Origin of the sequence: Acinetobacter equi (assembly GCF_001307195.1) — a bacterium.
Taxonomy (GTDB): domain Bacteria; phylum Pseudomonadota; class Gammaproteobacteria; order Pseudomonadales; family Moraxellaceae; genus Acinetobacter; species Acinetobacter equi.
Map to the genome: position 1 here is coordinate 992,825 of NZ_CP012808.1, position 21,392 is coordinate 1,014,216.

Annotated in this window: 24 protein-coding genes and 2 pseudogenes; 12 read left to right on the forward strand and 14 right to left on the reverse strand. The window is 33.3% G+C overall.

Annotated features, from left to right (window positions below):
• Positions 1-73: 73 nt before the first annotated feature.
• Positions 74-1,081, reverse strand: coding sequence for an allantoicase (gene alc, locus AOY20_RS04605; protein ID WP_054580771.1), 1,008 nt, complete (start codon positions 1,079-1,081; stop codon positions 74-76).
• Between the two features lie 202 nt (positions 1,082-1,283).
• Between alc and hpxO the strand changes: the two genes are divergently transcribed.
• The gene (gene hpxO, locus AOY20_RS04610) at positions 1,284-2,441 is read left to right on the forward strand and encodes an FAD-dependent urate hydroxylase HpxO (protein WP_054580772.1); all 1,158 of its coding nucleotides are present in this window, start codon (positions 1,284-1,286) and stop codon (positions 2,439-2,441) included.
• A 67-nt stretch (positions 2,442-2,508) separates the two neighbouring features.
• Here the strand turns inward: hpxO and AOY20_RS04615 are convergent, their stop codons facing one another.
• The 5 genes from AOY20_RS04615 to puuE all read right to left on the reverse strand — a co-directional run bounded on the left by AOY20_RS04615 (position 2,509) and on the right by puuE (position 5,828).
• Positions 2,509-3,018 carry a GNAT family N-acetyltransferase gene (locus AOY20_RS04615; RefSeq protein ID WP_054580773.1) on the reverse strand — a complete coding sequence of 170 codons (510 nt, stop codon included), beginning with the start codon at positions 3,016-3,018 and terminating at the stop codon, positions 2,509-2,511.
• A gap of 100 nt (positions 3,019-3,118) precedes the next feature.
• Positions 3,119-3,862: an outer membrane protein OmpK gene (locus AOY20_RS04620; protein WP_054580774.1), complete on the reverse strand. Its 744-nt coding sequence runs from the start codon at positions 3,860-3,862 to the stop codon at positions 3,119-3,121.
• 96 nt (positions 3,863-3,958) lie between these two features.
• Positions 3,959-4,285, reverse strand: a complete 327-nt coding sequence (uraH, locus tag AOY20_RS04625) for a hydroxyisourate hydrolase (protein ID WP_054580775.1) — start codon at positions 4,283-4,285, stop codon at positions 3,959-3,961.
• The gene (gene uraD, locus AOY20_RS04630) at positions 4,278-4,784 is read right to left on the reverse strand and encodes a 2-oxo-4-hydroxy-4-carboxy-5-ureidoimidazoline decarboxylase (protein ID WP_054580776.1); all 507 of its coding nucleotides are present in this window, start codon (positions 4,782-4,784) and stop codon (positions 4,278-4,280) included. The genes uraH and uraD overlap by 8 nt, the downstream gene beginning before the upstream one ends.
• Before the next feature lie 69 nt (positions 4,785-4,853).
• On the reverse strand, positions 4,854-5,828 hold the full coding sequence (puuE, locus tag AOY20_RS04635; protein WP_054580777.1) for an allantoinase PuuE: 975 nt from the start codon (positions 5,826-5,828) through the stop codon (positions 4,854-4,856).
• 250 nt (positions 5,829-6,078) lie between these two features.
• Between puuE and AOY20_RS04640 the strand changes: the two genes are divergently transcribed.
• From AOY20_RS04640 to AOY20_RS04665, 6 genes are all read left to right on the forward strand, one after another.
• Complete coding sequence (locus tag AOY20_RS04640) at positions 6,079-6,432, forward strand: HPF/RaiA family ribosome-associated protein (RefSeq protein WP_054580778.1); 354 nt, start codon at positions 6,079-6,081, stop codon at positions 6,430-6,432.
• A gap of 136 nt (positions 6,433-6,568) precedes the next feature.
• Complete coding sequence (locus tag AOY20_RS04645; protein ID WP_054580779.1) at positions 6,569-7,114, forward strand: ankyrin repeat domain-containing protein; 546 nt, start codon at positions 6,569-6,571, stop codon at positions 7,112-7,114.
• Positions 7,115-7,127: 13 nt separating this feature from the next.
• Entirely contained in the window at positions 7,128-7,895 is a 768-nt protein-coding gene (locus AOY20_RS04650; RefSeq protein WP_054580780.1) for a transporter, read from the forward strand.
• Between the two features lie 15 nt (positions 7,896-7,910).
• Positions 7,911-9,758 carry a protein-disulfide reductase DsbD gene (dsbD, locus tag AOY20_RS04655; RefSeq protein ID WP_081403359.1) on the forward strand — a complete coding sequence of 616 codons (1,848 nt, stop codon included), beginning with the start codon at positions 7,911-7,913 and terminating at the stop codon, positions 9,756-9,758.
• A 5-nt stretch (positions 9,759-9,763) separates the two neighbouring features.
• Positions 9,764-10,429 carry a glutathione S-transferase family protein gene (locus AOY20_RS04660; RefSeq protein WP_054580781.1) on the forward strand — a complete coding sequence of 222 codons (666 nt, stop codon included), beginning with the start codon at positions 9,764-9,766 and terminating at the stop codon, positions 10,427-10,429.
• A 221-nt stretch (positions 10,430-10,650) separates the two neighbouring features.
• A complete protein-coding gene (locus AOY20_RS04665; RefSeq protein ID WP_054580782.1) occupies positions 10,651-11,085 on the forward strand; it encodes a DUF2147 domain-containing protein in 435 nt (144 codons plus the stop codon).
• Positions 11,086-11,155: 70 nt separating this feature from the next.
• Here the strand turns inward: AOY20_RS04665 and AOY20_RS04670 are convergent, their stop codons facing one another.
• Both AOY20_RS04670 and AOY20_RS04675 read right to left on the reverse strand, forming a co-directional pair.
• Positions 11,156-11,503, reverse strand: a complete 348-nt coding sequence (locus AOY20_RS04670) for a Spx/MgsR family RNA polymerase-binding regulatory protein (protein WP_054580783.1) — start codon at positions 11,501-11,503, stop codon at positions 11,156-11,158.
• Between the two features lie 418 nt (positions 11,504-11,921).
• Complete coding sequence (locus AOY20_RS04675; RefSeq protein WP_054580784.1) at positions 11,922-12,740, reverse strand: exodeoxyribonuclease III; 819 nt, start codon at positions 12,738-12,740, stop codon at positions 11,922-11,924.
• 40 nt (positions 12,741-12,780) lie between these two features.
• Here AOY20_RS04675 and pyrE point away from each other — a divergent pair, with 40 nt between their 5' ends.
• Positions 12,781-13,431, forward strand: a complete 651-nt coding sequence (pyrE, locus tag AOY20_RS04680) for an orotate phosphoribosyltransferase (RefSeq protein ID WP_054580785.1) — start codon at positions 12,781-12,783, stop codon at positions 13,429-13,431.
• Between the two features lie 64 nt (positions 13,432-13,495).
• Here the strand turns inward: pyrE and bdcA are convergent, their stop codons facing one another.
• On the reverse strand, positions 13,496-14,209 hold the full coding sequence (gene bdcA / locus AOY20_RS04685) for an SDR family oxidoreductase (RefSeq protein ID WP_054580786.1): 714 nt from the start codon (positions 14,207-14,209) through the stop codon (positions 13,496-13,498).
• Between the two features lie 81 nt (positions 14,210-14,290).
• On the opposite strand from bdcA, the gene AOY20_RS04690 reads away from it, so the two are divergent.
• Both AOY20_RS04690 and AOY20_RS04695 read left to right on the forward strand, forming a co-directional pair.
• Positions 14,291-14,902, forward strand: coding sequence for a TetR/AcrR family transcriptional regulator (locus AOY20_RS04690; protein WP_236762036.1), 612 nt, complete (start codon positions 14,291-14,293; stop codon positions 14,900-14,902).
• 134 nt (positions 14,903-15,036) lie between these two features.
• Entirely contained in the window at positions 15,037-15,726 is a 690-nt protein-coding gene (locus tag AOY20_RS04695) for an ankyrin repeat domain-containing protein (protein WP_054580787.1), read from the forward strand.
• Between the two features lie 12 nt (positions 15,727-15,738).
• Here AOY20_RS04695 and AOY20_RS04700 read toward each other — a convergent pair whose 3' ends face one another.
• From AOY20_RS04700 to AOY20_RS15235, 3 genes and pseudogenes are all read right to left on the reverse strand, one after another.
• Entirely contained in the window at positions 15,739-15,933 is a 195-nt protein-coding gene (locus AOY20_RS04700; RefSeq protein WP_054580788.1) for a DUF3565 domain-containing protein, read from the reverse strand.
• Between the two features lie 88 nt (positions 15,934-16,021).
• A pseudogene (locus tag AOY20_RS04705) lies at positions 16,022-16,740 on the reverse strand (SDR family oxidoreductase).
• A 145-nt stretch (positions 16,741-16,885) separates the two neighbouring features.
• Positions 16,886-17,209, reverse strand: a pseudogene (locus AOY20_RS15235) (GFA family protein).
• A gap of 332 nt (positions 17,210-17,541) precedes the next feature.
• On the opposite strand from AOY20_RS15235, the gene AOY20_RS04715 reads away from it, so the two are divergent.
• Positions 17,542-18,774: an amidohydrolase gene (locus tag AOY20_RS04715; RefSeq protein WP_054580789.1), complete on the forward strand. Its 1,233-nt coding sequence runs from the start codon at positions 17,542-17,544 to the stop codon at positions 18,772-18,774.
• Positions 18,775-18,835: 61 nt separating this feature from the next.
• On the opposite strand, the gene AOY20_RS04720 is transcribed toward AOY20_RS04715, so the two are convergent.
• Positions 18,836-19,219: a DUF1090 domain-containing protein gene (locus AOY20_RS04720; RefSeq protein WP_054580790.1), complete on the reverse strand. Its 384-nt coding sequence runs from the start codon at positions 19,217-19,219 to the stop codon at positions 18,836-18,838.
• A 201-nt stretch (positions 19,220-19,420) separates the two neighbouring features.
• Positions 19,421-19,687 (reverse strand): DUF4282 domain-containing protein, encoded by a 267-nt coding sequence (locus AOY20_RS04725; RefSeq protein ID WP_054580791.1) that lies wholly within the window; start codon positions 19,685-19,687, stop codon positions 19,421-19,423.
• A 313-nt stretch (positions 19,688-20,000) separates the two neighbouring features.
• Here AOY20_RS04725 and gshB point away from each other — a divergent pair, with 313 nt between their 5' ends.
• Positions 20,001-20,942 carry a glutathione synthase gene (gshB, locus tag AOY20_RS04730; RefSeq protein WP_054580792.1) on the forward strand — a complete coding sequence of 314 codons (942 nt, stop codon included), beginning with the start codon at positions 20,001-20,003 and terminating at the stop codon, positions 20,940-20,942.
• Positions 20,943-21,392 lie beyond the last annotated feature (450 nt).

The window sequence follows — 21,392 nt, forward strand, 5'->3', positions numbered from 1 at the left end:
TTTGAATGTTCAAATAACAGCACAATAAAAGAAGATATAAGTTGTACGTGTTTTTACTCGTGAAAATAAGTGATTAATTCACTATATTTCCCCATAAGCGAATACGGCTAATACCACCATCTGGAATCATATTTATCCGAATGTGGGAGATTTTTTCATGTTGTAAAATTTCATGAATATAATGATGAATATGATCCATTTGCATTGCTTGAGCTTCGAGTAAAAATGGCCAGAACATACTTTGTGGAATTAATTGAGGATCTGTTGCATCTTCAATATAAATCGCTTGAATAGAAACTTCAGCAGGGTAATTTCCTTTAAAATGAGCCGTATCGATATCAATTTTTTCAATTTTACCCGCTTGACCTAATGCAATAATGCACCAGTCGAATCCAGGTGAGCGACGACGTTTTGTTTCCCAGCCATCCCCCATATTTATGCCACGACCAGGATTAATTAAATTACGTGGATGTCCAAAGTGTGCATCACTAAAAGCAATAATTCGACCACCATTTTCTAGTGCAATTAAATCTAAAGTTTGTGATTGATCTTTAATTTGAATTTGGACTTCACCATATACGCGAAAACGTGCAATTCCACCATCAGGAAAAATATTTAGTCGGACATGTGTAAATGTGGAATTAGAGGAAATATCAAATAAGTGGTGTTGACTTGGTCCTAATATTGTATTTGTAAGAATAGGTTGCCATTCTGCATCAGATAGATCACCTGTTGGTGCATAGCATGCTTCAACACTCGTAGAAGCAGGATAATTTCCTGTGAAAAATGTTGTATCAATATCTAATGCTTTAATTTTTCCTGCAACCCCCAATTGAACAATTGCCCAATCATATCCAGAATGGCGCTTACGACGAGTTTCCCATCCATCCATCCATTTGCCATGATCATCAAATTTATCTTCAACAAAAATAGGTGCATCAAATTGCAACATACGTTTAGCTTCAGCAAAGAATTCATCTGAGCAATCTATGATTTTTGCACCAATTCGGAGATCTGCAAAGTTGGTGAGTTGCTGTATTGGTGCAGGAATTTCAAAAGAAGGTGCGTGGAGTATTGCCATTTTATTTTCCATTTGTGCTTTATATAGTGTGACTATTCATTTAAATAATGAGCATCACGATATCGTGATACAAAACAATGCATATTGAAAAATAAATGCACAGCGTGTGCCAACATTTCAAATCAGTACTGCAAATTTAAAAAATGGCATGTTTTTCGCTTTAACACTCTTAGAAATCTAAAAATTAACACAGGAGTTTTAAATGAAAATTGCAATTATTGGTGCAGGAATGGGAGGCTTAACAACAGGAATTGCATTAAAAAAATTTGGACATGATGTAAAAATTTATGAGCAAACTGAAAAAATTTTGCCAGTTGGAGCCGCAATTTCACTTTGGTCAAATGGAGTAAAGTGTTTGAATTATTTGGGGCTAACACATCAATTAGCTCAATTAGGAGGTCAAATGAATGACCTTGCATATATTGATGGTCTAACTGGCGATGTAATGACGCAATTTAGTCTACAACCCTTGATAGAAGAAGTTGGACAGCGCCCTTATCCTGTTGCTCGTGCTGATTTACAAAACATGCTAATGGATGAATTTGGTCGAGAGGATATTTACTTATCTAAAAAAATGGTGTCATTACAAGACTATGAAAATACTGTAAAAGTCCAATTTTCAGATCTCACAGAAATAGATGTCGATTTATTAATTGGAGCAGATGGAACGCACTCGATTACTCGGACATATGTTTTAGGGAAGCAAGTTGAGCGACGTTATGCAGGCTATGTGAATTGGAATGGACTCGTTGAAATTTCAGAAGATATTGCACCTGCAATGCAATGGACAACTTTTGTTGGTGAGGGAAAACGCGCATCCTTAATGCCAGTTGCAGATCACAGGTTTTACTTTTTCTTTGATGTTCCGCTGCCATCAGGTTTAGATAATGATCGTATGCAGTATAAGTCATTATTAAAAAAATATTTTTCAGGATGGTGTCCACAAGTTCAAAAGCTTATTGATGCTATTGATGAGCAGAAAACAAATCGTGTAGAAATTCATGATATTGATCCATTCATGCAATTCTACAAGGGAAGAGTTGTGATTGTTGGAGATGCAGCGCATAGCACGACACCAGATATTGGACAAGGTGGATGCCAGGCGATGGAGGATGCTATTTATTTGGCACGATCTTTGCAGATTAATACTCTGAGTTTGGAAGACTCATTAAGGAGATATCAGAACAAGCGTAACGAACGCACTACGGAGATGGTGTTACGTGCACGTAAACGTTGTGATGTAACTCATATGAAGGACGAAAAAATAACGACAGCATGGTATGAAGATTTAAAAACAGAACAAGGGCCACATATCATGCAGGGGATTATTAATAATATTGTGGGGAATCCTTTGGATTAATTATAACAACAGTATAATTAAAACGATAAGATTTACAGCAAGGGGAGGCTTAAAGCCTCCTTATTTTTTATTCTTCAAATCGTAATTGCATTAGGACTAAGTCACGCCATTTCCCAAATTTTTTGCCTACTTCAGGCATATACCCTGTATGTTTAAAGCCTAATTTTTCATGGAGATAGATTGAAACTAAATTTTCATGATCAATGCCAGCCACCATGACATGAACATTATGCTGTTTTGCATAGTCAATTAAACTTTGCAAGAGTAATTTCCCCAGCCCTTGACCTGTATATTCTGGTGAAACATAAATAGAATGTTCAACGGTATGACGGTATCCTGTAAAAGATCGAAATGAGGAATAATCTGCATAGCCTGCAACTTTTTGTTTTTTAGTATCTTCTATGACGAAAAATGGAAAATTTTGAGCTTTGAGTTGTATGAGCATATTTTCAAAATGTGCTAAATCAAAAGGTTGTTCATTCCATGTTGAAAAGCCATGTTGTACTTCTGGATTATAAATGGCTTGTATTTCAGATAAATCTTTTAGTTCAGCAGGACGAATAATGAATGGGAGCATAGAAAAATCCAAATTTTTATGTCTATATATCGTATTTTAAAATATAAAAAAGCAAGATGATTATCTTGCTTTTTTTGTATTACTTATAAAATATAAATGCTTAGAAGTGATATTTCACTAAAGCACTTACATCATTTTGGTCTAAACCAGGGATACCGTATTTGTTATGCCATCTAGAGTATTCTACACCAAGATATAAACGAGTCTCTGGTGAAATATGACGACCAACGTTCCATTTCCATTGGCTAGTCCAGTTTAATTCGCTACGTGATCCAGGTTTAGTCGCTGAATCTTTTGTAGAGTTTGACCAGTCTAGGAAGCCATCAACAAGGAATTCTTCATTGCTAATTTTAAATGGAATACCATAGACGAATGTCAGTTGGTAATCATTTCTAATTTTATCGTTGTGTGCACGGTAAAGGTTTAATTGAGCATATTGGAAATATGGGATTTCTAAATCAAAACCAACACCATATAGGTAGTTATTGAAGTCATTTCCACCTTCCCAAGTCCCTGCAAGAAGTACATCTTTAATTGGACCTAGCTCTAATTTTTTACCACTGACAGCACCGAGACTTAAACGTGGCGAAGCCTCAAAATAAGTATCTTTACTAAAGTCATTATCTGTACGATCGACAAAACCAAAAAAATCACCATACTTTAATTTTGCTGTATATTCAGCAGTAATGGTGCTTTGGTTATTACTATCGTCCATATTATCTGGTAAGGCATAGTTTTTGCCATACAAGCCAGTTAGACTGAAGTCTTGCCAAATTGGAGCAGCGTGAGAGAGTGCAGCTATGGAAGAAAGCGCTACAACAGTAGCGAGTTGATTAAATTTCATAGAAGGTCGTTTCCCCAAGAAAAGCGTGTAAAGCATACATGTTATTAAGCAAAAATAAAGCCAAATAATAATTAAATTAAAAATTAATCAATAAATTTAACTTCCTCTATAACTAGAGTAAGCAAAGGGACTGATTAATAAAGGAATATGATAATGTTGTTGATCATTTTGTATTGAAAAATGAATAACAACTTTTGGATAAAAGGTTTCTAAACTTAGTGATTTATAATAGTTTTTAGTGAAAAATTCGAGTGAATAATCTCCAGTATTGATTTCATTTAGTGCAAAGTCTGTTGCAAGAATACGACCATCTTGATTGGTGAATGCCTGTGCAATTACTTTATTTTGATCGTCATATAGTTTTACAAGAACATCACTAGCAGGCGTACCTAAATATGTGTCAAGAATATGAGTACTAATCATTTTGAATTTCCTGTGTTAAACGTAGCAACGCGATTTCTAAAAGTTGTTGGTGCACAATTCGTTGTTCAATTTCAGGATCATTAACTAATCTATAATTTAAAGCAGTTAAAATTTCTTCACTGCTTAGACCAAAAGCTTTAATTAAGAAAATGTAGCCAAAGCGTTTTTCATAGGCCAAATTTCCTCTAAAAATTTCATCTAAAATTTCTTGATCTTGAGAAATTAGAGCCTGTTCTTTTTTTGAAAATATTTCTTCTTTTTCACTTAATTTTTGCTTGGCATTTTTTTCACCTATACGAGGATGTGTATTTAAAGCTGTTAATATTTCATCCCATGACCAAGATTGTGCTTGTTGATTTGCAAATGTAATAAGTGCTTCATTGGATGTAAAAGGACGGTGTCTTGAAATTTCATCTGCCCATCGTTCAATATGGACACAATGTAGAAGAAACACTTTGATTGTTGATAATGGTGCTTGATTAAATTCAGAAATGAGCACAGATTTTTTCCTATATCAGTCTTATGTTTTATGAAAAAATTGTAATAAAAGTGCCAAATAAAAAAGATTTTATTTTTGCATGTCAGGAGCATGATATTTATACCAATGTTCCGCTATATCACCTCGCCGACAAATCCAAACATGTTCATGAGATTGAACATAATCTAAAAATTTTTGTAATGCTTTAAAACGACCTGGGCGCCCTAAAAGACGGCAGTGCATTCCGATAGACATCATTTTTGGTGCATATTCACCTTCTGCATAGAGCACATCAAAACTATCCTTTAAATATTGATAGAACTGTTCACCATTATTGAAACCACCTGGTGACACAAACTTCATATCATTGCTTTCAAGTGTATAAGGAATAATAAGGTGTGGGCGAGATTCTCCATTTCGATTGGTAAGCGTATTCCAAAATGGGAGATCATCACCATAATAATCACAGTCATATTTTATTTGAGGAAATTCTGCAAGAAGTTGGCGTGTATTTGGGCTATCTCGACCTGTGTACCAACCAATAGGCGCATGACCAAAGAGAGTTTCTAAAACACTAATGGCTTGATCCATATGTTGACGCTCTGTTTCAATATCTACACTTTGATAATGTATCCAGCGTTGACCATGTGAAACAACATCGTAATTTGCCTCTTTAATAGCATTTACAATATACGGATTACGTACAAGTGCCATTCCTACGCCAAAAATGGTCATGGGTAAATGACGCTTTTTAAACTCTTGATGAATTCTCCAAAAACCTGCACGAGAGCCATATTCATACATAGAGTCCATGGACATATGTTTTTCAGGAAAACTTGCTGCACCAACAATATCTGATAAAAACTGTTCAGAACCATGATCGCCATGCTCAATGTGATTCTCGCCACCTTCTTCATAGTTCAAAACAAATTGAACAGCAATCCGAGATTGTTTTGGCCACTGAGCTTGAGGTGGGTGACCATGATAGCCAATTAAGTCACGTGAATAATTTGAACTTTGAATTGCTTCGATAAGTTTTTGACCACGCAAGTAGTTTGTTGTCACGATCGGTATCCTTTTGATATTTTTTTCAAATTATGCTTGCATATTTTTAAGTTAGGCCCGATATTCAATATATAAGAACACAGATCTGCAGACTCAAAAGTGTTCATCATTCAATATGGACTGGAGGTTTATTCCAACATAATTTGAAGATGTTCAAATGCTTGTGTATCACAAGCGATAAACGTGCCAAGCCAATTCGGTTTTGTATAAAAAAGATTCAGACAAAAAGTAAGACAGAGGATGGGATTGTATGAACATTGAAATCCGTACAGATAAAAACATTCAAAATAGTGATCGTTTAATTACATATGTGCGTGACGAATTAAATCAAGAATTTCAACGTTATAGCGAAAAAATTACGAGTTTTTCTGTCCACTTAAGTGATGAAAATGGTGCTAAAGGTGGTGACGATGATATTCAATGTATGATTGAAGCTCGTCCTGCTGGTTTAAAACCAGTTGTAGTACATCATCGTGGTCATAATGTAGATACAGCCATTCATGGTGCAATTGATCGTGTGAAACGTAGTCTTGAGCATGTTATTGAAAAAAGTGCAAATCCACGTGCACCACAGCCAGAATTTGTTGATGCTGACGAAGAATAATCTAAGTATCTAAATTAAAAAGACCCTGCTATAGCAGGGTCTTTTTAATATTTAATTTGTCTTTTTACATATTTTTTAAACCAAAACTCCAATTATTCTGCATAATAGTGGTGAATTATTGATATGAGTTATCTCCATGCTAACAGCCCAACAACAAGTATTTGTGCAAGCACTAGAAGAATTAAATTTTGCACAGGTGCAAGAACTTTTGGCAGATGGTCTTGACCCAAATTTTATCGACCCTGAAAAAGGACCTACGATCTCAGTATGGTCAGATGGGCTATTTAAATGGTGGGAAGAAGTTTGTGAAGCTTATGAGTCTGGTGAAGCATTAACTCAAAGTGAAAAAGATACTAAATTAGCCGTTCATCTTGATATTTTAGATGCTTTGATTAAAGCTAAAATTAATTTACATTTGTGGGATGTTGAAGAAATTTATGGGCCACTTTGGGATGCTGCGAGCGCTGCATGTGTACCAGCTGTGAAACGCCTTTTAGAAGAAAAAGTAGATCCTAATACCGTTGATGAAGATGGTTTAACTATTTTATCTTCAATTAGTGATTTATTCTTTGATTGTGATTTTGATGAAATTAATTGGTCTGATGCCTTAGCTGAAGAAAAAGAGGCTTTAGAACTTCTTCGTAGTCATGGTGCAAAAATGACAAAAGAGTTAAATATTTAATTGAGATAAAAATATGTCAATATTAAAAAATGTTGGATTGATTGTTGTTGCTGGTTTAAGTACACAAGCATTTGCTTCAGAGTTCTCTTTTGATCGTCCAGGTGCAAGCTTTAGTACAGGTACAACACCAGTAGGAAGTTTAGCTTGGGAGCAAGCATTACCAACAGCAAGCTATAAAAAGTCATTTATTGATGGACAAAATGTTGAAACGACAACTGTCCATGCCGATATGATGTTGAGAACTGGCTTAACAGATAATTTAGAGTTACGTTTGGGATGGCAGGGACCAGGTTGGTCACGTACAACCACGGCTGGACGTACTGAAAAAGAACATGGTTTAGGTGATATCAGCATTGGTCTAAAACAAGCAATAGACCTAAATGATGAAAAATTATCCATGGCTATTTTGGCTGAAGCACAAATTGCAACAGGCAATGAAAAGTTTACTAATGATAGTGATATTTATACTTTAGGCAGTTCTGTTTCTTATAAATATACCCCAGATTTAACAACAGCAATTACTATGCTTTATGCGCATGAAGGTGATAAATTATCGGTAACAGCCGTTCCCAATATTGGTTATAAATTAACGGAAAAGTGGTCTGGTTTTTCTGAGTTTATTTATAAAAAAGCAGAAGGGACAAATGTTGAGTACGCTTTAGGTTCGGGTATTATTTATGCACCGAATGGACGTACTCAATTAGATGCAAGTATTGCAATAGATTTGAATGGATCGGCAGATAGCTATCATGCGGGTTTAGGTGTTTCATATCTATTCTAAGTTTTTAGTAAAATAATGAATAAGCATCGTGATGAGAATCAGTTAAAGGGTATTCAAATTTTGAAGTGGTTAGTTGCGGTATTTATATCACTTCTAACATTTTTCGTGCATGCTGAAGAACCTTTACTTTCTGCAGAAGATGCTTTTTCATTTTCAGTTGAATCGAAAAATCAGAATAATACGGAACTAAGTTGGAATATTCCTGAAAATTATTATTTATATAAATATCAGTTTTCAGTTAAAGATAATCAAAAAAACATTCTTTTAAAGTTGCCAAAAGCACATGATTTGTACGATGAAAATTATGGGAATACTCAAGTTTACTTTAATTCTGTTAAATTTGAAGTTCCAACTCAGGCATCTCAAACCTATGTTGTGAAATGGCAAGGTTGTGCGAAAGATAGAATTTGTTATCCACCACAATTTATTGAATTTAAAACCAATATTGATGGTTTGGTAGAAGTTCAAAATCAAGGAATAACAGGACTTCATAGGAAAAAAAATTTAGATTTAGCAAATCAAATACAAAAAGAAAAACCAACATCAACATTACAAAATGCAGAAAAATTATCTACATCTACTTTAAATACAAGTGCTACTGAAAATACAGCAGATGATCAAATATGGTCACAAAAGCTGGTGAGTAATCATTGGATTTATGGATTTATATTATTTTTTGGTCTAGGTATTTTATTAGCTTTTACACCATGTTCATTACCAATGTTACCGATTTTGACATCACTGATTGTTCGAGATCAGCGGGGTGTTAAAGCATGGATAATTGCACTGGTTTTTGTTTGTAGCATGGCATCAGTTTATGCCATCCTTGGTTTAATTGCGTCATCAGCTGGGCTTAATTTTCAACGTTGGTTACAACAGCCATCCACCTTAATTGCATTCAGTTGTCTTTTTATTTTGTTTGCCCTTAATTTGTTTGGACTATTTGAAATTAAGTTGCCACAAGTACTTGTTCAGAAATTAGATCAAGCCCAATCTGTACAAAAGGGTGGGACATTGCTTGGTGCTGCTGTAATGGGCATGATCTCTGCTTTACTGGTCGGACCTTGTATGACGGCACCACTAGCAGGAGCATTATTATTCATTTCACAAACTCAAAACCAATGGCATGGTGCATTGCTGCTTTTTGTCTTGGGTTTAGGAATGGGAATGCCATTGTTACTGGCAAGTATTTTAGGTGCTCACGTATTACCTAAAGCGGGTCAATGGATGAATCAAATCAAAGTCATTTTTGCATTTATTATGCTGGGATTGGCTTTGTATTTTGTTCGACCATTATTGTCAGCAGGATTTGTACAAGTTTTAAGTTTATTGTTGGAATTAAGTTTTATTCTTTATATCTTAAAATGCGTTTATCAACAAAAAAATCGCTGGAAATGGCTATATATTGGTTTATTCGTTATTAGCTTACCTTATGTGATTTATAGTCAGTATCAACAAAGTCAGCGATTTTTTGATCATGTATCAACAGCACAAAATCAATGGCATATTGCTCATAATACTCATGAGTTTGAACAATTATTAAAGCAAGCGCCTAAAAATAAAAATGTGATTGTTGATGTTTATGCAGACTGGTGTATTGCTTGTCAGCCAATTGAAAATCGAATTTTGAAATCAGCAAAAGTACAACAAGAGTTACAAGCATTTTATCTAATTAAATTAGATTTAAGTGATTATGATGTCACTCATCAAGCTTTATTGAATGAGTGGGATATTTTAGGACCTCCAACCTATTTGTTTTTAAATGCACAACAACAAGAGATACGAGGCTTAAGGCTTACAGGTACATTTACAGAAGAAAAATTGTTAGAACAATTAGGAAAATTAAAAAATATTAAGGATTAATATTGATGAAACTTTTTATTGCACAGAAAAATTATTCAAGTTGGTCTATGCGAACATGGATTTTATTCAAAGCATTTGACCTACCATTTCAAGAAGTATTAATGCACTATCCAAATGAAAAAAAACAAGGAGGGGTATTTAAAGAGATCAATCCAGCAGGAAAAGTGCCAGCACTTCTTGATGATGATTTTTTGATATGGGATACATTAGCAATTGCTGAATATTTAGCAGAGAAATTTCCTGAAAAAAAATTATGGCCAATAGACTTTAAAACAAGAACACGTGCACGTTGTATTTCAGCAGAGATGCATAGTGGATTTCCATATTTACGAGAGTTATGTAGCATGAACATTCGTGCCAATTTTCAAAATATAGGAAAAAAAATTTGGGCTGAAAATATTCAACTTCATGAAGAACTCACAAGAATAGAAAAAATTTGGTTAGAGCGTCCAGATGTGAATCATTTTTTATGTGGAGATTTTTCTATAGCCGACACTTTTTATGCACCTATAGCCATACGTATCAAAACATATGGATTACCAGTGAGTGAAAATACTCAACAATATATTGATAAAATTTTAAATCATTTTGCAGTTAAAGCATGGATAGATGATGCTTTAAATGATCCAACTCTTGTTGATTATTATGAAATTCACACCGAAAATGAATAAATCTTCAATTTATGATTTTATAAAATAATTGATAAGTGATTGCGGGTAGGATGACTTTATTTAATAAATATATCATGTTATTAATTAAAAAATATTCATACTAATATTGATGATTTTACAAGATAATACTAAACGGTCACACTCATAAATTGCAAAATTGTGGTGTTTTCTGAATACTTAAATCGTCTTATTTAGACACATTAGACCAAGGGAAATGAGAAATGAAAAAAATTACAACAGCATTAGGATTATTAAGCTTTATGGCATTTTCATATGCTGCCGATCCTTTAAATGGCACAGTATGGAAAACAATTGATGATAAAACGAAAGAACCTAAAGCCCTCGTTAAATTTACCGAACAAAAAAATGGTACGTTGTCTGCAACCATTCAAACTGTTTTGACGAAAGGGGAAGAAAATGCTTGTACTAAATGTGAAGGTCCTTACAAAGGTAAGTCATTAAAGGGACTAACGATTGTACGTGATTTGAAAAATGTAGGTGGAAAATATGAGGGGGGCACTATTTTGGACCCTAAAACAGGTAAAAGTTATAGCTTAAAAGGACAATTAGCTTCAAATGGACAGAAACTTGAGTTACGTGGCTATATTGGAGTTGCTGCATTAGGTCGTAATCAGACTTGGATACGTGATAATTAATTTTAAAGATATAGCACTAGATAAAAAAGCCTGAGTAATACTTCAGGCTTTTTTATTTATTTTTATAGTACTATTTTAAAGCACGAATTTCATCTTCATTAAAGCCAACAATAAAGCTATGACCAGTATCGATAACAGGACGCTTAATTAAGCTAGTATGTGTGATAAGCGCCTGAATAAGGCTTTCTTGATTTGATAGAGCTTGTTGTTGTTCAGTTTCGGTTAATTTTTTCCAAGTCGTTCCTTTTTTATTTAAAATAAGATCTTGACCTTTAGCATCTAACCATTTTTTTAGCGTTCCAGCATCAATACCTAGCTTTTTATAATCATGAAACTCATATTTGATGTTGAGCTCAGAAACAAGATCAAAAGCTTTTTTCATTGAATTACAATTTTTAATACCATAAATTGTGAGCATAAAACATCCTGATAAAAATCTAATTATTGATTAGCCTAGCTGAAATTCTATACTGTTTCTATCTTGTGTCGTAAAAATGATTTTTGAAGATAAAGTGGTGGGTGAATTTTGTTCATATTTAATATGAGATGATAATTTTGTTAACGATACAAAAGAGAAAACCCGCACTAATCGTCCTGATTTGCGGGTCTCATTTCAACGTCCAATGTCACATCCTTGAGAACAATATTGCTACTGTTCATTTCATCCTACGGCGTCCTATCCTTTTGCTGTCATCCTGACATCTTCCCTTTGCCGTGGTGCTATATTGCATCTATTTGAAATAAAGGTAAACGGCTAAACATCCACACTGATTGTAGGAAATTTCACATTACTAAGTGTACGTGTGTTCACTAATTTCTATTGGTTTAGTTGGGTATTAAATTTTATAATCAATGATAACTGGGGCATGATCACTGAACCATTCTTCTTTATACACCCAAGCATTAACAGTACGATATTTCCAATCAGGCGAGCATGCTTGGTAATCAATACGCCAACCTACATTTTTGGCTCTGGCTTGTCCACGATTAGACCACCAAGAATATAGCTCAGCTTCTTTACGTACTTCACGGAATGTATCGACATAGCCCAAGTCATCATAAATATGATCTAACCATGCACGTTCATGTGGTAAGCATCCAGATGCTTTTTGATTGCCAGACCAGTTTTTGATATCAATACGTTTATGTACAATATTGTAGTCACCACAAACGATGATAGATTTATTTTCTTCACGCCATTGTTTGAGTATTTTTTGATATTCATCTAAAAAATGATCTTTACGAGCTTGAGCTTCTTCGCCAGATGAACCGGAAGGTAGATATAAAGAACAGATATGTGCAGTTTGATCTAAACCTAAATCAAACTCAGCTGAAATAAACCGTCCTTGGGAATCGGCAAGTTCAAAACCAAGACCATCTGTCACAGATACAAAAGGTAAACGACTATAAATGGCTGTGCCAGCATAACCAGGACGTTCTGCAGGAAAAAGGTGAGTATACCAACCTTTAGGTTTAAATTTATCTGTCCACTGTGCATGAGTAATACGACTTTCTTGCATACAAACCACATCTGCATCTGACTTTTCTAACCATTCAAGCAGACCTTTAGTTACAGATGAGCGCAAGCCATTTACGTTAATTGAAACAACACGAAGAATTTTTTGATCACTTGGATAGCTACTCTTTGGTATCATATGTAGTCATAACCTCAATTTATGAATTTTGGAGCACCTCATGACATCGCCAGCTCAGTTTAACCCTCAAGCTTTTATCGAACTTGCCTTATCAAGAGGTGTACTTAAATTTGGTGAGTTTACTTTAAAATCGGGTCGTGTGAGTCCTTATTTTTTTAATGCTGGCTTATTAAATGATGGTGAAGCTTTATCCTTATTGGCTTCAGGATATGCAGATACTTTAATTAAATGTGAAAATGTTGAAGTTGTTTTTGGTCCAGCTTATAAAGGAATTCCATTTGTTGCTGCAACAGCTGTGGCTTTATCGCAAAATCATGGTGTAAGTGTACCTTGGGGGTTTAACCGTAAAGAGGCGAAAGATCATGGAGAAGGCGGTGTACTTGTTGGTGCTTCAGTTGAAGGCAAAAAAGTATGGATTATTGATGATGTGATTACAGCAGGTACAGCAATTCGTGAAGTTGTCAGCATTCTTAAAAAAGCAGGTGCTGAAATTGCAGGTGTACTTGTTGCTTTAGATCGTCAAGAAAAAGGGCAAGGTGGTTTATCTGCTATTCAAGAAGTTCAAAAAGAATTGAATATTCCAGTGCATGCTTTAGTAACAATGAAAGATTTAATGAATTTCTTGGAAGCTAAAGGTGAAACTGGAGCATTAGCAAAAATGGAAGAATATCGTATTCAATATGGTATTTAAGTTCATCAGATGAAAATAAAAAGGAAGCAGATGCTTCCTTTTTATTCGTTATTGAATAATAATTTTAAGCACCAAAACCACCATCAATGGTATGCATAGCACCTGTGATAAAGTCTGTATCGGAGCCTGCAAGCCAAGCGACCATATTCGCTACTTCTGTTGTTGTACCATGTCGTTTAATTGCCATAAATGCATGCAATACATCTTTCATTGGTCCATCAGCAGGATTAGCATCTGTATCAATAGGACCTGGCTGAATTACATTTATAGTAATGCCACGAGGCCCAAAATCACGAGCTAAACCACGAGCCAGTCCTTGCAAAGCAGATTTACTCGCAGCATAAGCTGCCATACCTGCTACAGGCATTCTGTCACCATTGACTGAGCCAATAATGATAATTCTGCCACCTATAGGCATTTTTCGTGCAGCTTCTACAGCAGCATAATAGGGGGTATGAATATTAATTTGAAATAACCGTTCAATATCATTCGGGTCTAAATCTAAAGCATCACCAAAAACACCAATGCCAGCATTTACAACTAGAATATCTAAAGTGTCTAAATTCTTGATACAAGAGATTACTGAATCACGATCAGCGCTATCAACAAAAAGAGCTTGGCTACCAGTTTCTTGAGCAAGTTGTTCAGCTGCTTGTTTCGAACCTGCATAAGTGAATGTGACTTTTGCATTTTCAGAGGCAAATTTTTTTACAATTGCAGCGCCAATGCCACGACTACCACCTAAAACTAAAACAGATTTATTTGTATATTTTCCCATTCATGTTCTCAAATTATATATTATGTAGTGATTGATACATAATATATAATGGACTTTGGAATATTTGCAAGAGAAATTGTAGTGATCACTACAAAATTAATAAAAACATCAGGTCGTCCTCGTTCATTTAATATTGATATGGCAATTGAAAAGGCACAATTACTCTTTCATGAATATGGCTATGATGCTGTAAGTGTTGCTAATTTAACAAAAGAATTAGGAATTAATCCACCAAGCTTTTATGCAGCTTTTGGTAGTAAGGCAGAATTATATCAACGAGTTTTAAAGCGTTATACGTTATTTGATGGAATTCCATTAAAAACGTTACTAGATGAACATAAACCTTTAGATGACTGTCTTAGTCAAATTTTAAAAATTGCAGCACATTATTATGCTAGAAATCCTGAAAAATGTGGCTGTCTCGTAATAGAGGGGACGCGTTGTAAAGATTCAGTAGCACGAACGATTGCTAATGAGTTGCAACAAATTGCGATTGATCAAATTCATCATTTTATTGTCCAACAGCATGCAGATTTAGCTGATCAATTGACTGATTTTATATGTGTTGTGATGAATGGTTTATCCGCTAAGGCTCGAGCTGGATATAGTGAGGAAAGATTACTGAACACTGCTCAAATCGCAAGTTTTTCTATACAAAAAATATTAGAAAACCCCAATTCATCAAATATTTAATTTTAAGAATGAAATATCACGTTATCTTTTGGTATTAAGTTTGTTCTTATTGATGCGAAATATTAATGATTTGCTAAACTAAATAATATAACTGTTAAGTATTTTTTAACTATTTAATGAAAAGGATTGTTTATATGAAAAGGAATCTTTTTTTAGCATGTATATTTGCTATGAATGGTGTAACTGTTTCTTGTTACTCAGAGGCAAATCCAATTTCGCAAAATATAGCAGGAGAGTCTAGCCAAAGTGTGACGAAAATTTTTAAATTGATAGACCGTGATAATATTGATGAAGTAAAGAATTTTATTCAAAAAACTAAGGATTTGAATATTAAAAATGCTCATGGTGAGACACCATTAATGTATGCAATCTATCAAGATAAATTTGAAATCGCAAAGCTTTTTATTCAAGCTGGTGCCGATGTAAATACTCAAGATCAAATAAAAAACTCACCATTTTTATATGCAGGGGCTGAAGGAGATACTGAGCTTGTTGAGTTAATGCTTCAACATCAACCTGATTTTTCTATTTATAATAGATATGGTGGTACAGCTTTAATTCCTGCAGCAGAAAAGGGGCATGTCGAGACGGTTAGATTACTTGCAAATACTCAAAACTATCCTATTAATCATGTGAATAGCCTTGGTTGGACCGCATTGATGGAAGCTGTTGTACTTGGTGATGGTGGTAGAGATCAAGTTGAAATTATAAAAATTTTACTAGATGCAGGTGCGGATAAAAATATTAGCGATCGACATAATGTGAGCGCATTAGAGCATGCACAACGACGTGAATTTAATGAAATTGTAAAATTATTGAAATAAAATATGTGATTTTTATTGTTTAGAAATATCACATATTTTGCAGTTGAGTTCTGAACCGAGTTTGCCTCTTCTACCTATTTCCGTCATAACCCATGGGCGATTTTGCCAAGGAGGATCATGGCGGACATGTTGGCTATGATCACAATCTAAATGAGCAATCCAGTCATTTTCTTGGTCTAGACTAAAGTTTATGATTTTTCTTCGCATTTTTCCTCCTCATGCAATTCATGATCACTTTGATCTTAATTAATAGTACTGTTTATAGCAGATTTAAGATCAGGATTAGTTTATTTTTCTAGATATTTTGGTCTAGCATAGCAGGCATTAAAATTTCTTTAATGCATGTTGCTTTACTTGTAGAAATAATAAACTGAATTGCTTTTATGACATCAGATAGGGGAATTAATGTGTAGGATGTTTCTTTTAATACTTGTTCTGTTGGAATACTCATATTGTAATCAGATGCAATATAACCTAAGTTTAGAACACTAACGCCTATTTTATATTCACGTAATATTTCTCTTAAAGCATGTGTAATGCCTCTTAATGCAAATTTTGTTGCAGAAAATACAACTTCAGAACCATTATGGTTTTCTATTCCCCATGTAGATCCAATTAAAATAATTTTGGCATTATTTGATAGTTTTAAATTTTCTATAAATATCTGAATAGATTGAATGCAAGTTGTAATATTTGTATTGATAATATTCGTTATTTCATTTGCTGAAACTTTTTGAAAATTATATTCAGCTGTAAAAGCGGTATTTTCCCAAATTCCTACATTATAAATAAGCACATCAATTTTTTCATTTGATATGATTTTTTTACTTTTTTTGTTGATATACAAGGGTTAGATAAATCAGCAGGGACCCAAATTAAATTGTCTAATGTGTCAGGTTTACTTCGTGAAATTCCATAAATTTTATCAGTTTTTTTAGGAACTGAATGCATAATTGCTTGTCCTAATCCTCTACTTACGCCATAAATTAGATAGGTTTTATTTATTTTTGTCATGAGAATTATGATCCATATGTAATGGGTTGTATTAAATATTATGAAGGAAAAAATTTTTCTAAATCATCTTTTGATGGAAGTGCTAAATATTCTTGTTGAACACTCATTGTTTCAGACCAAAGTGCTTTTGATTGAATATGAAAACTTAAGAGCGATTTTTCGGTGTAATCTCATTATCTAATGCCCCTAAAGGAATCCACATTAATGCCAAACTAGGAACCTGATTTGGAAGAGTTGAACCACATAATGTACAAAAGTTCGCAGTAAATCCAGTCTCTTTTTTATAAGTTTTGGTCAATTCAAATCCACTTAACCATTCAAAATTTTTATGATGAATAAGCGTTGCTGTGTTTGATGTTGTTCCACTTTATTTTCTACATAAGCTGCAATGACAATAATAAATGGTATGAATATCTTGGCTAATTAAAAATGTAATTTTTTTACATAAGCAGCTACCATGATGAGGTATTTTTTATCTCTATTTAAAACATTTTTTTAATTATAAATGGGGATTTAACTTAATTAAGTTTTATTATGTAGTTGTAATTTGTTGAAAAATAAAATTTTATTTGATTTTTTTGAGTGTTTTTAAAGCTAATTTTCATTTGTACTCAAGATGTCGTAAGATGATTAATGATTTAATTGTAAACTTAATTTTAAAATTTTAATTCATTACCTAAGATACAGAAATTCTATTTTTTTGATTTAGTTTTAATATATTCCTTATAACTTAATTTCTTAAATTAATTTATTTTTCTTTTTATTAAGCATTATTTTTATAATGCAAATAGGGAGTTTAAGATGTCAGTTCAAGCTTATTTACTTAAAAATATTTTATTAGAAACAGGTTTTCTAAAAAATGAAGAAGGTGTTGTTATTGGTACACAGACGCAAGAAGCAACACTTTATATTGATCACGGTAAAATTAAAGATATTTTTTGGAATGAAATACCTGAACATTTAAAAGAACTCGATATTTTAGATGGAAGAGGCTCCCTTGCATTACCAGGAATTAAAGATGGTCATATTCATTTAGATAAAACATATTATGGTGGACCGTGGAAAGCAGCCGAAGAAAATAAAACGGTGCTTGATATGATTGCAATGGAAAAACAGCTATTGCCTAAGCAAGCACCTTTTGTAGAGCAACGTGCAATAGCCATTTTAGATTTAATTATCTCAAAGGGAACGACTAAAATTTTTAATCATTGTAATGTTGATAGAACAGTAGGAATCCGTCATTTTGAAATTATTCAAAACTTATTAGAACAAAAAAAATCACATTCTATTTCTTATGAAACAGCTGCTTTTCCTCAGCATGGTCTATTACGTGATAATACGGTTCCATTAATAAAAGAAGTTTTAGCAATGGGATGTGATGCAATAGGGGGATTAGATCCAAATGCTGTAGATGGAAATTTAGAAAAATCATTAGAAACAACATTCCAATTAGCATTAGATTTCAATAAAAAAATTGATATCCATTTACATGAACGAAATGATGCAGGGAAAAAAACATTAAAGTATTTGTTTAAATTATTAGAGCAAAATCCAAATCTAAAGCATAAAGTTACTGTAAGTCATGCATTTGTTTTACATGATATTTATAGAGATAACCAGTTAGATGAATATGCATCTCAGATGGAAAATTTGGGTGTCAAATTGGTGAGTAGCGTACCAATTCAATTTAAGATGCCGCTTGAAGAGCTTCGAATTTTGGGTGTGAATGTAGAACTTGGAACGGATAGTATTACAGATCATTGGACGCCATTTGGTCAGGGTGACATTATTGAGCGTGCCAATATCTTGTCTCAGCTTTATGGGTGGGCAAATGAATACCATTTATCACGAGCTCTTTATTTTGCTACGGGGAAAACACCTTTAAATGATGAAGGGGAGATTCAATGGCCAATGGTTGGTGATGTGGCAGATCTAAGTCTATTTAATGCTTCATGTTCAGCAGAGGTTATTGCACGAATTTCGCCAAGAACCATGACAATTGGGCAAGGTCATCTTTTATGGAAGAATAATTAATAATATATTTATAAATTTAGACAATAAAAAACCCTTAATTTGAAATTAAGGGTTTTTAGTTTTATCGCTTAAGTTCTAGCTTAGCTTCATTTAATTCAGCTTTTGCTTCGGCAAGTTTTTTCTGTTTTTTCTCAATTTTTTTACTATCATTTTTAGATTTTGCTTCATTTAGCTCTTGCTGTCTTTTTTGAACTTTACGTTCTTTTTCACTGACTTTTTCTAAGCGATCCTTATTTAAACTTTCATCATTACAGTAAGTATTCGTTTTTTGTAATGCACGTTCTAAGCCCTGTACTCGGTGAGTATTTCCAGCTTGTTTCGCATATTGAATTTGGTTTTCAATATTTTGTTTTTTTGCTGCACAGCCTTTTAAATTATCTGCATTAACAGCTGTAAATGGAATTAAAAGAGATGAAAAAATAAGTAGAGAATGGCGAAGTTTCATGAGGATGTGACTCCTATTTTTAAGAATAAAATGTGTCACCTAAAAGTTTTTAGGATTTTTAATATTGTGATTAATCACTATATTTTAAATACATAGTACTACATATATCACGGAAAATTATGGATATAATATGGACGTTAAATCATCAAAAAATATAAAGAGAGTTGGACTAATAAAATTTATTAGTCCAACAATTAAAGGTTATTGTCGATCAGCAATTTTTTTCAAATTTTCATAGATTTTAAAAATGACAATCAATAATTCAGAGTAGACTCTCACCATTAGTCCACCAAAAATAAGAATCAAGATGGCATAGATCAATCTTTGGAAGAAACCTAAATATTGATATGCGCCAAAACCGAAAAGAACAGAGATTGCACTAATGACAATAGCAATGAGACCTAACCAATAAAGAACGGTGACTATTTTAGGTGTAAGCATTTCATCTAGTTTGAATAATTGATTCATAACGTTATTTCCTTTTTTAGTGGTTGTGTAAAATTTATTCAATTATTTTGGCTTTGGGCTATTGTTGGTGGAATGGTTAAAAATAGAAAGAATATTAGTGTAAATATATATTAAAAAAGAAATTTATTTTCTGTTTAATACGGTACAGATCTTTTAAATAGAAGAGATAATTTGAGGCGTGATTGGTGTGCTTAGAGATTATTGAAAAAGAAAATCGAGTGGTGCTCTTATATTTTTAAGTATTCTATTTTATCAACATGACTTAGATTCTCGGCTATACTTTGTTTTAGATTATTTTAATAGAGCAGAGAACATGCGTGTACTTGTTGTGATGGATCCAATTGAAAACGTCAATCTAAAAAAAGATTCAACGATGGCAATGCTTTGGGCTGCATCGCGTAGAGGACACGAGCTCGGCTATGTATTACAACAAGATTTATATATTGATCATGGCAAAGCTTTTGGTTTGATCTCTCCTTTAAAAGTATTCGAAGATTACAATCATTATTATGAGTTAGGTGATAAGCAAAAAGAATCACTAGCAGCTTATGATGTTGTATTGATGCGTAAAGATCCGCCTTTTGATATGAACTTTGTATATAGCACTTATATTTTAGAGCAAGCAGAGCGAGAAGGTGTGTGGATTATTAATAAACCGCAAAGCTTACGTGATTGCAATGAAAAACTATTTGCTACACAGTTCCCTGAATTACAAGTTCCAACATTGGTGACTTCACAGCAAAGTTTAATTCGTGAATTTATTGAGCAACATCAAGATGTCATTGTTAAACCACTAGATGGCATGGGGGGGATGGGAATTTTTCGTTTAACCGCAAGTGGAGCTAATATTGGTTCTACGTTGGAAATGTTAACGAATATGGGTCAACAGCCGATTATGGCTCAACGATATATTCCTGAAATTGTTGATGGTGATAAGCGTATTTTAATGGTGAATGGAGAGCCTATACCTTATTGTTTAGCTCGTATTCCACAAAATGGCGAGACCCGTGGAAATTTAGCTGCAGGTGGTCGTGGTGAAGCGCGCCCTTTAACTGAAAATGATAAGGCTATTGCTGCAAAAGTGGGTCCATTTTTAAGAGAAAAAGGATTGATTTTTGTAGGTTTAGATGTGATTGGTAATTATGTCACTGAAATTAATGTAACTAGTCCAACATGTATCCGTGAAATTGATACACAATTTGGAACTTCAATTGCTGATGATTTATTTGAAGTTTTAGAGCAAGGTAAAAAATAAAGTCATCATCTATAATTATTGAGTTTTAAAGGATTAAGTCCTTTAAAACTCGTATTATAATGATATTAGTTTTGAGCAAAAAAATATTGAACTTCTAGATAAGTATTGCTGTGAAGAAAAAATATCGCTGTATAAAAAGATATCGGATAAAGTGGAAAAATTAATTTATATATTAAATATAGACTTAAAAAGTTGGAGTGAGCTAAAAGCTTTATAAATGTTATATTTGTTACAAAATAGCCAATTTGAAGAAAAAGTTAAATAGCATTTATATAGGTGTTTGAAATTAGGTCTATTTGTTGAAAATTAATAATAAAACTTGTTTAAACTTTAAGAACTGTGGGAAAAAACAATAAAATGCGCAGAGAAAAGAACTAAATAAACTTTCATGCCTATGCGTTTGTGATTACAATTGATGACTTATAAAGAACTCTCATTAGCCATATTTAA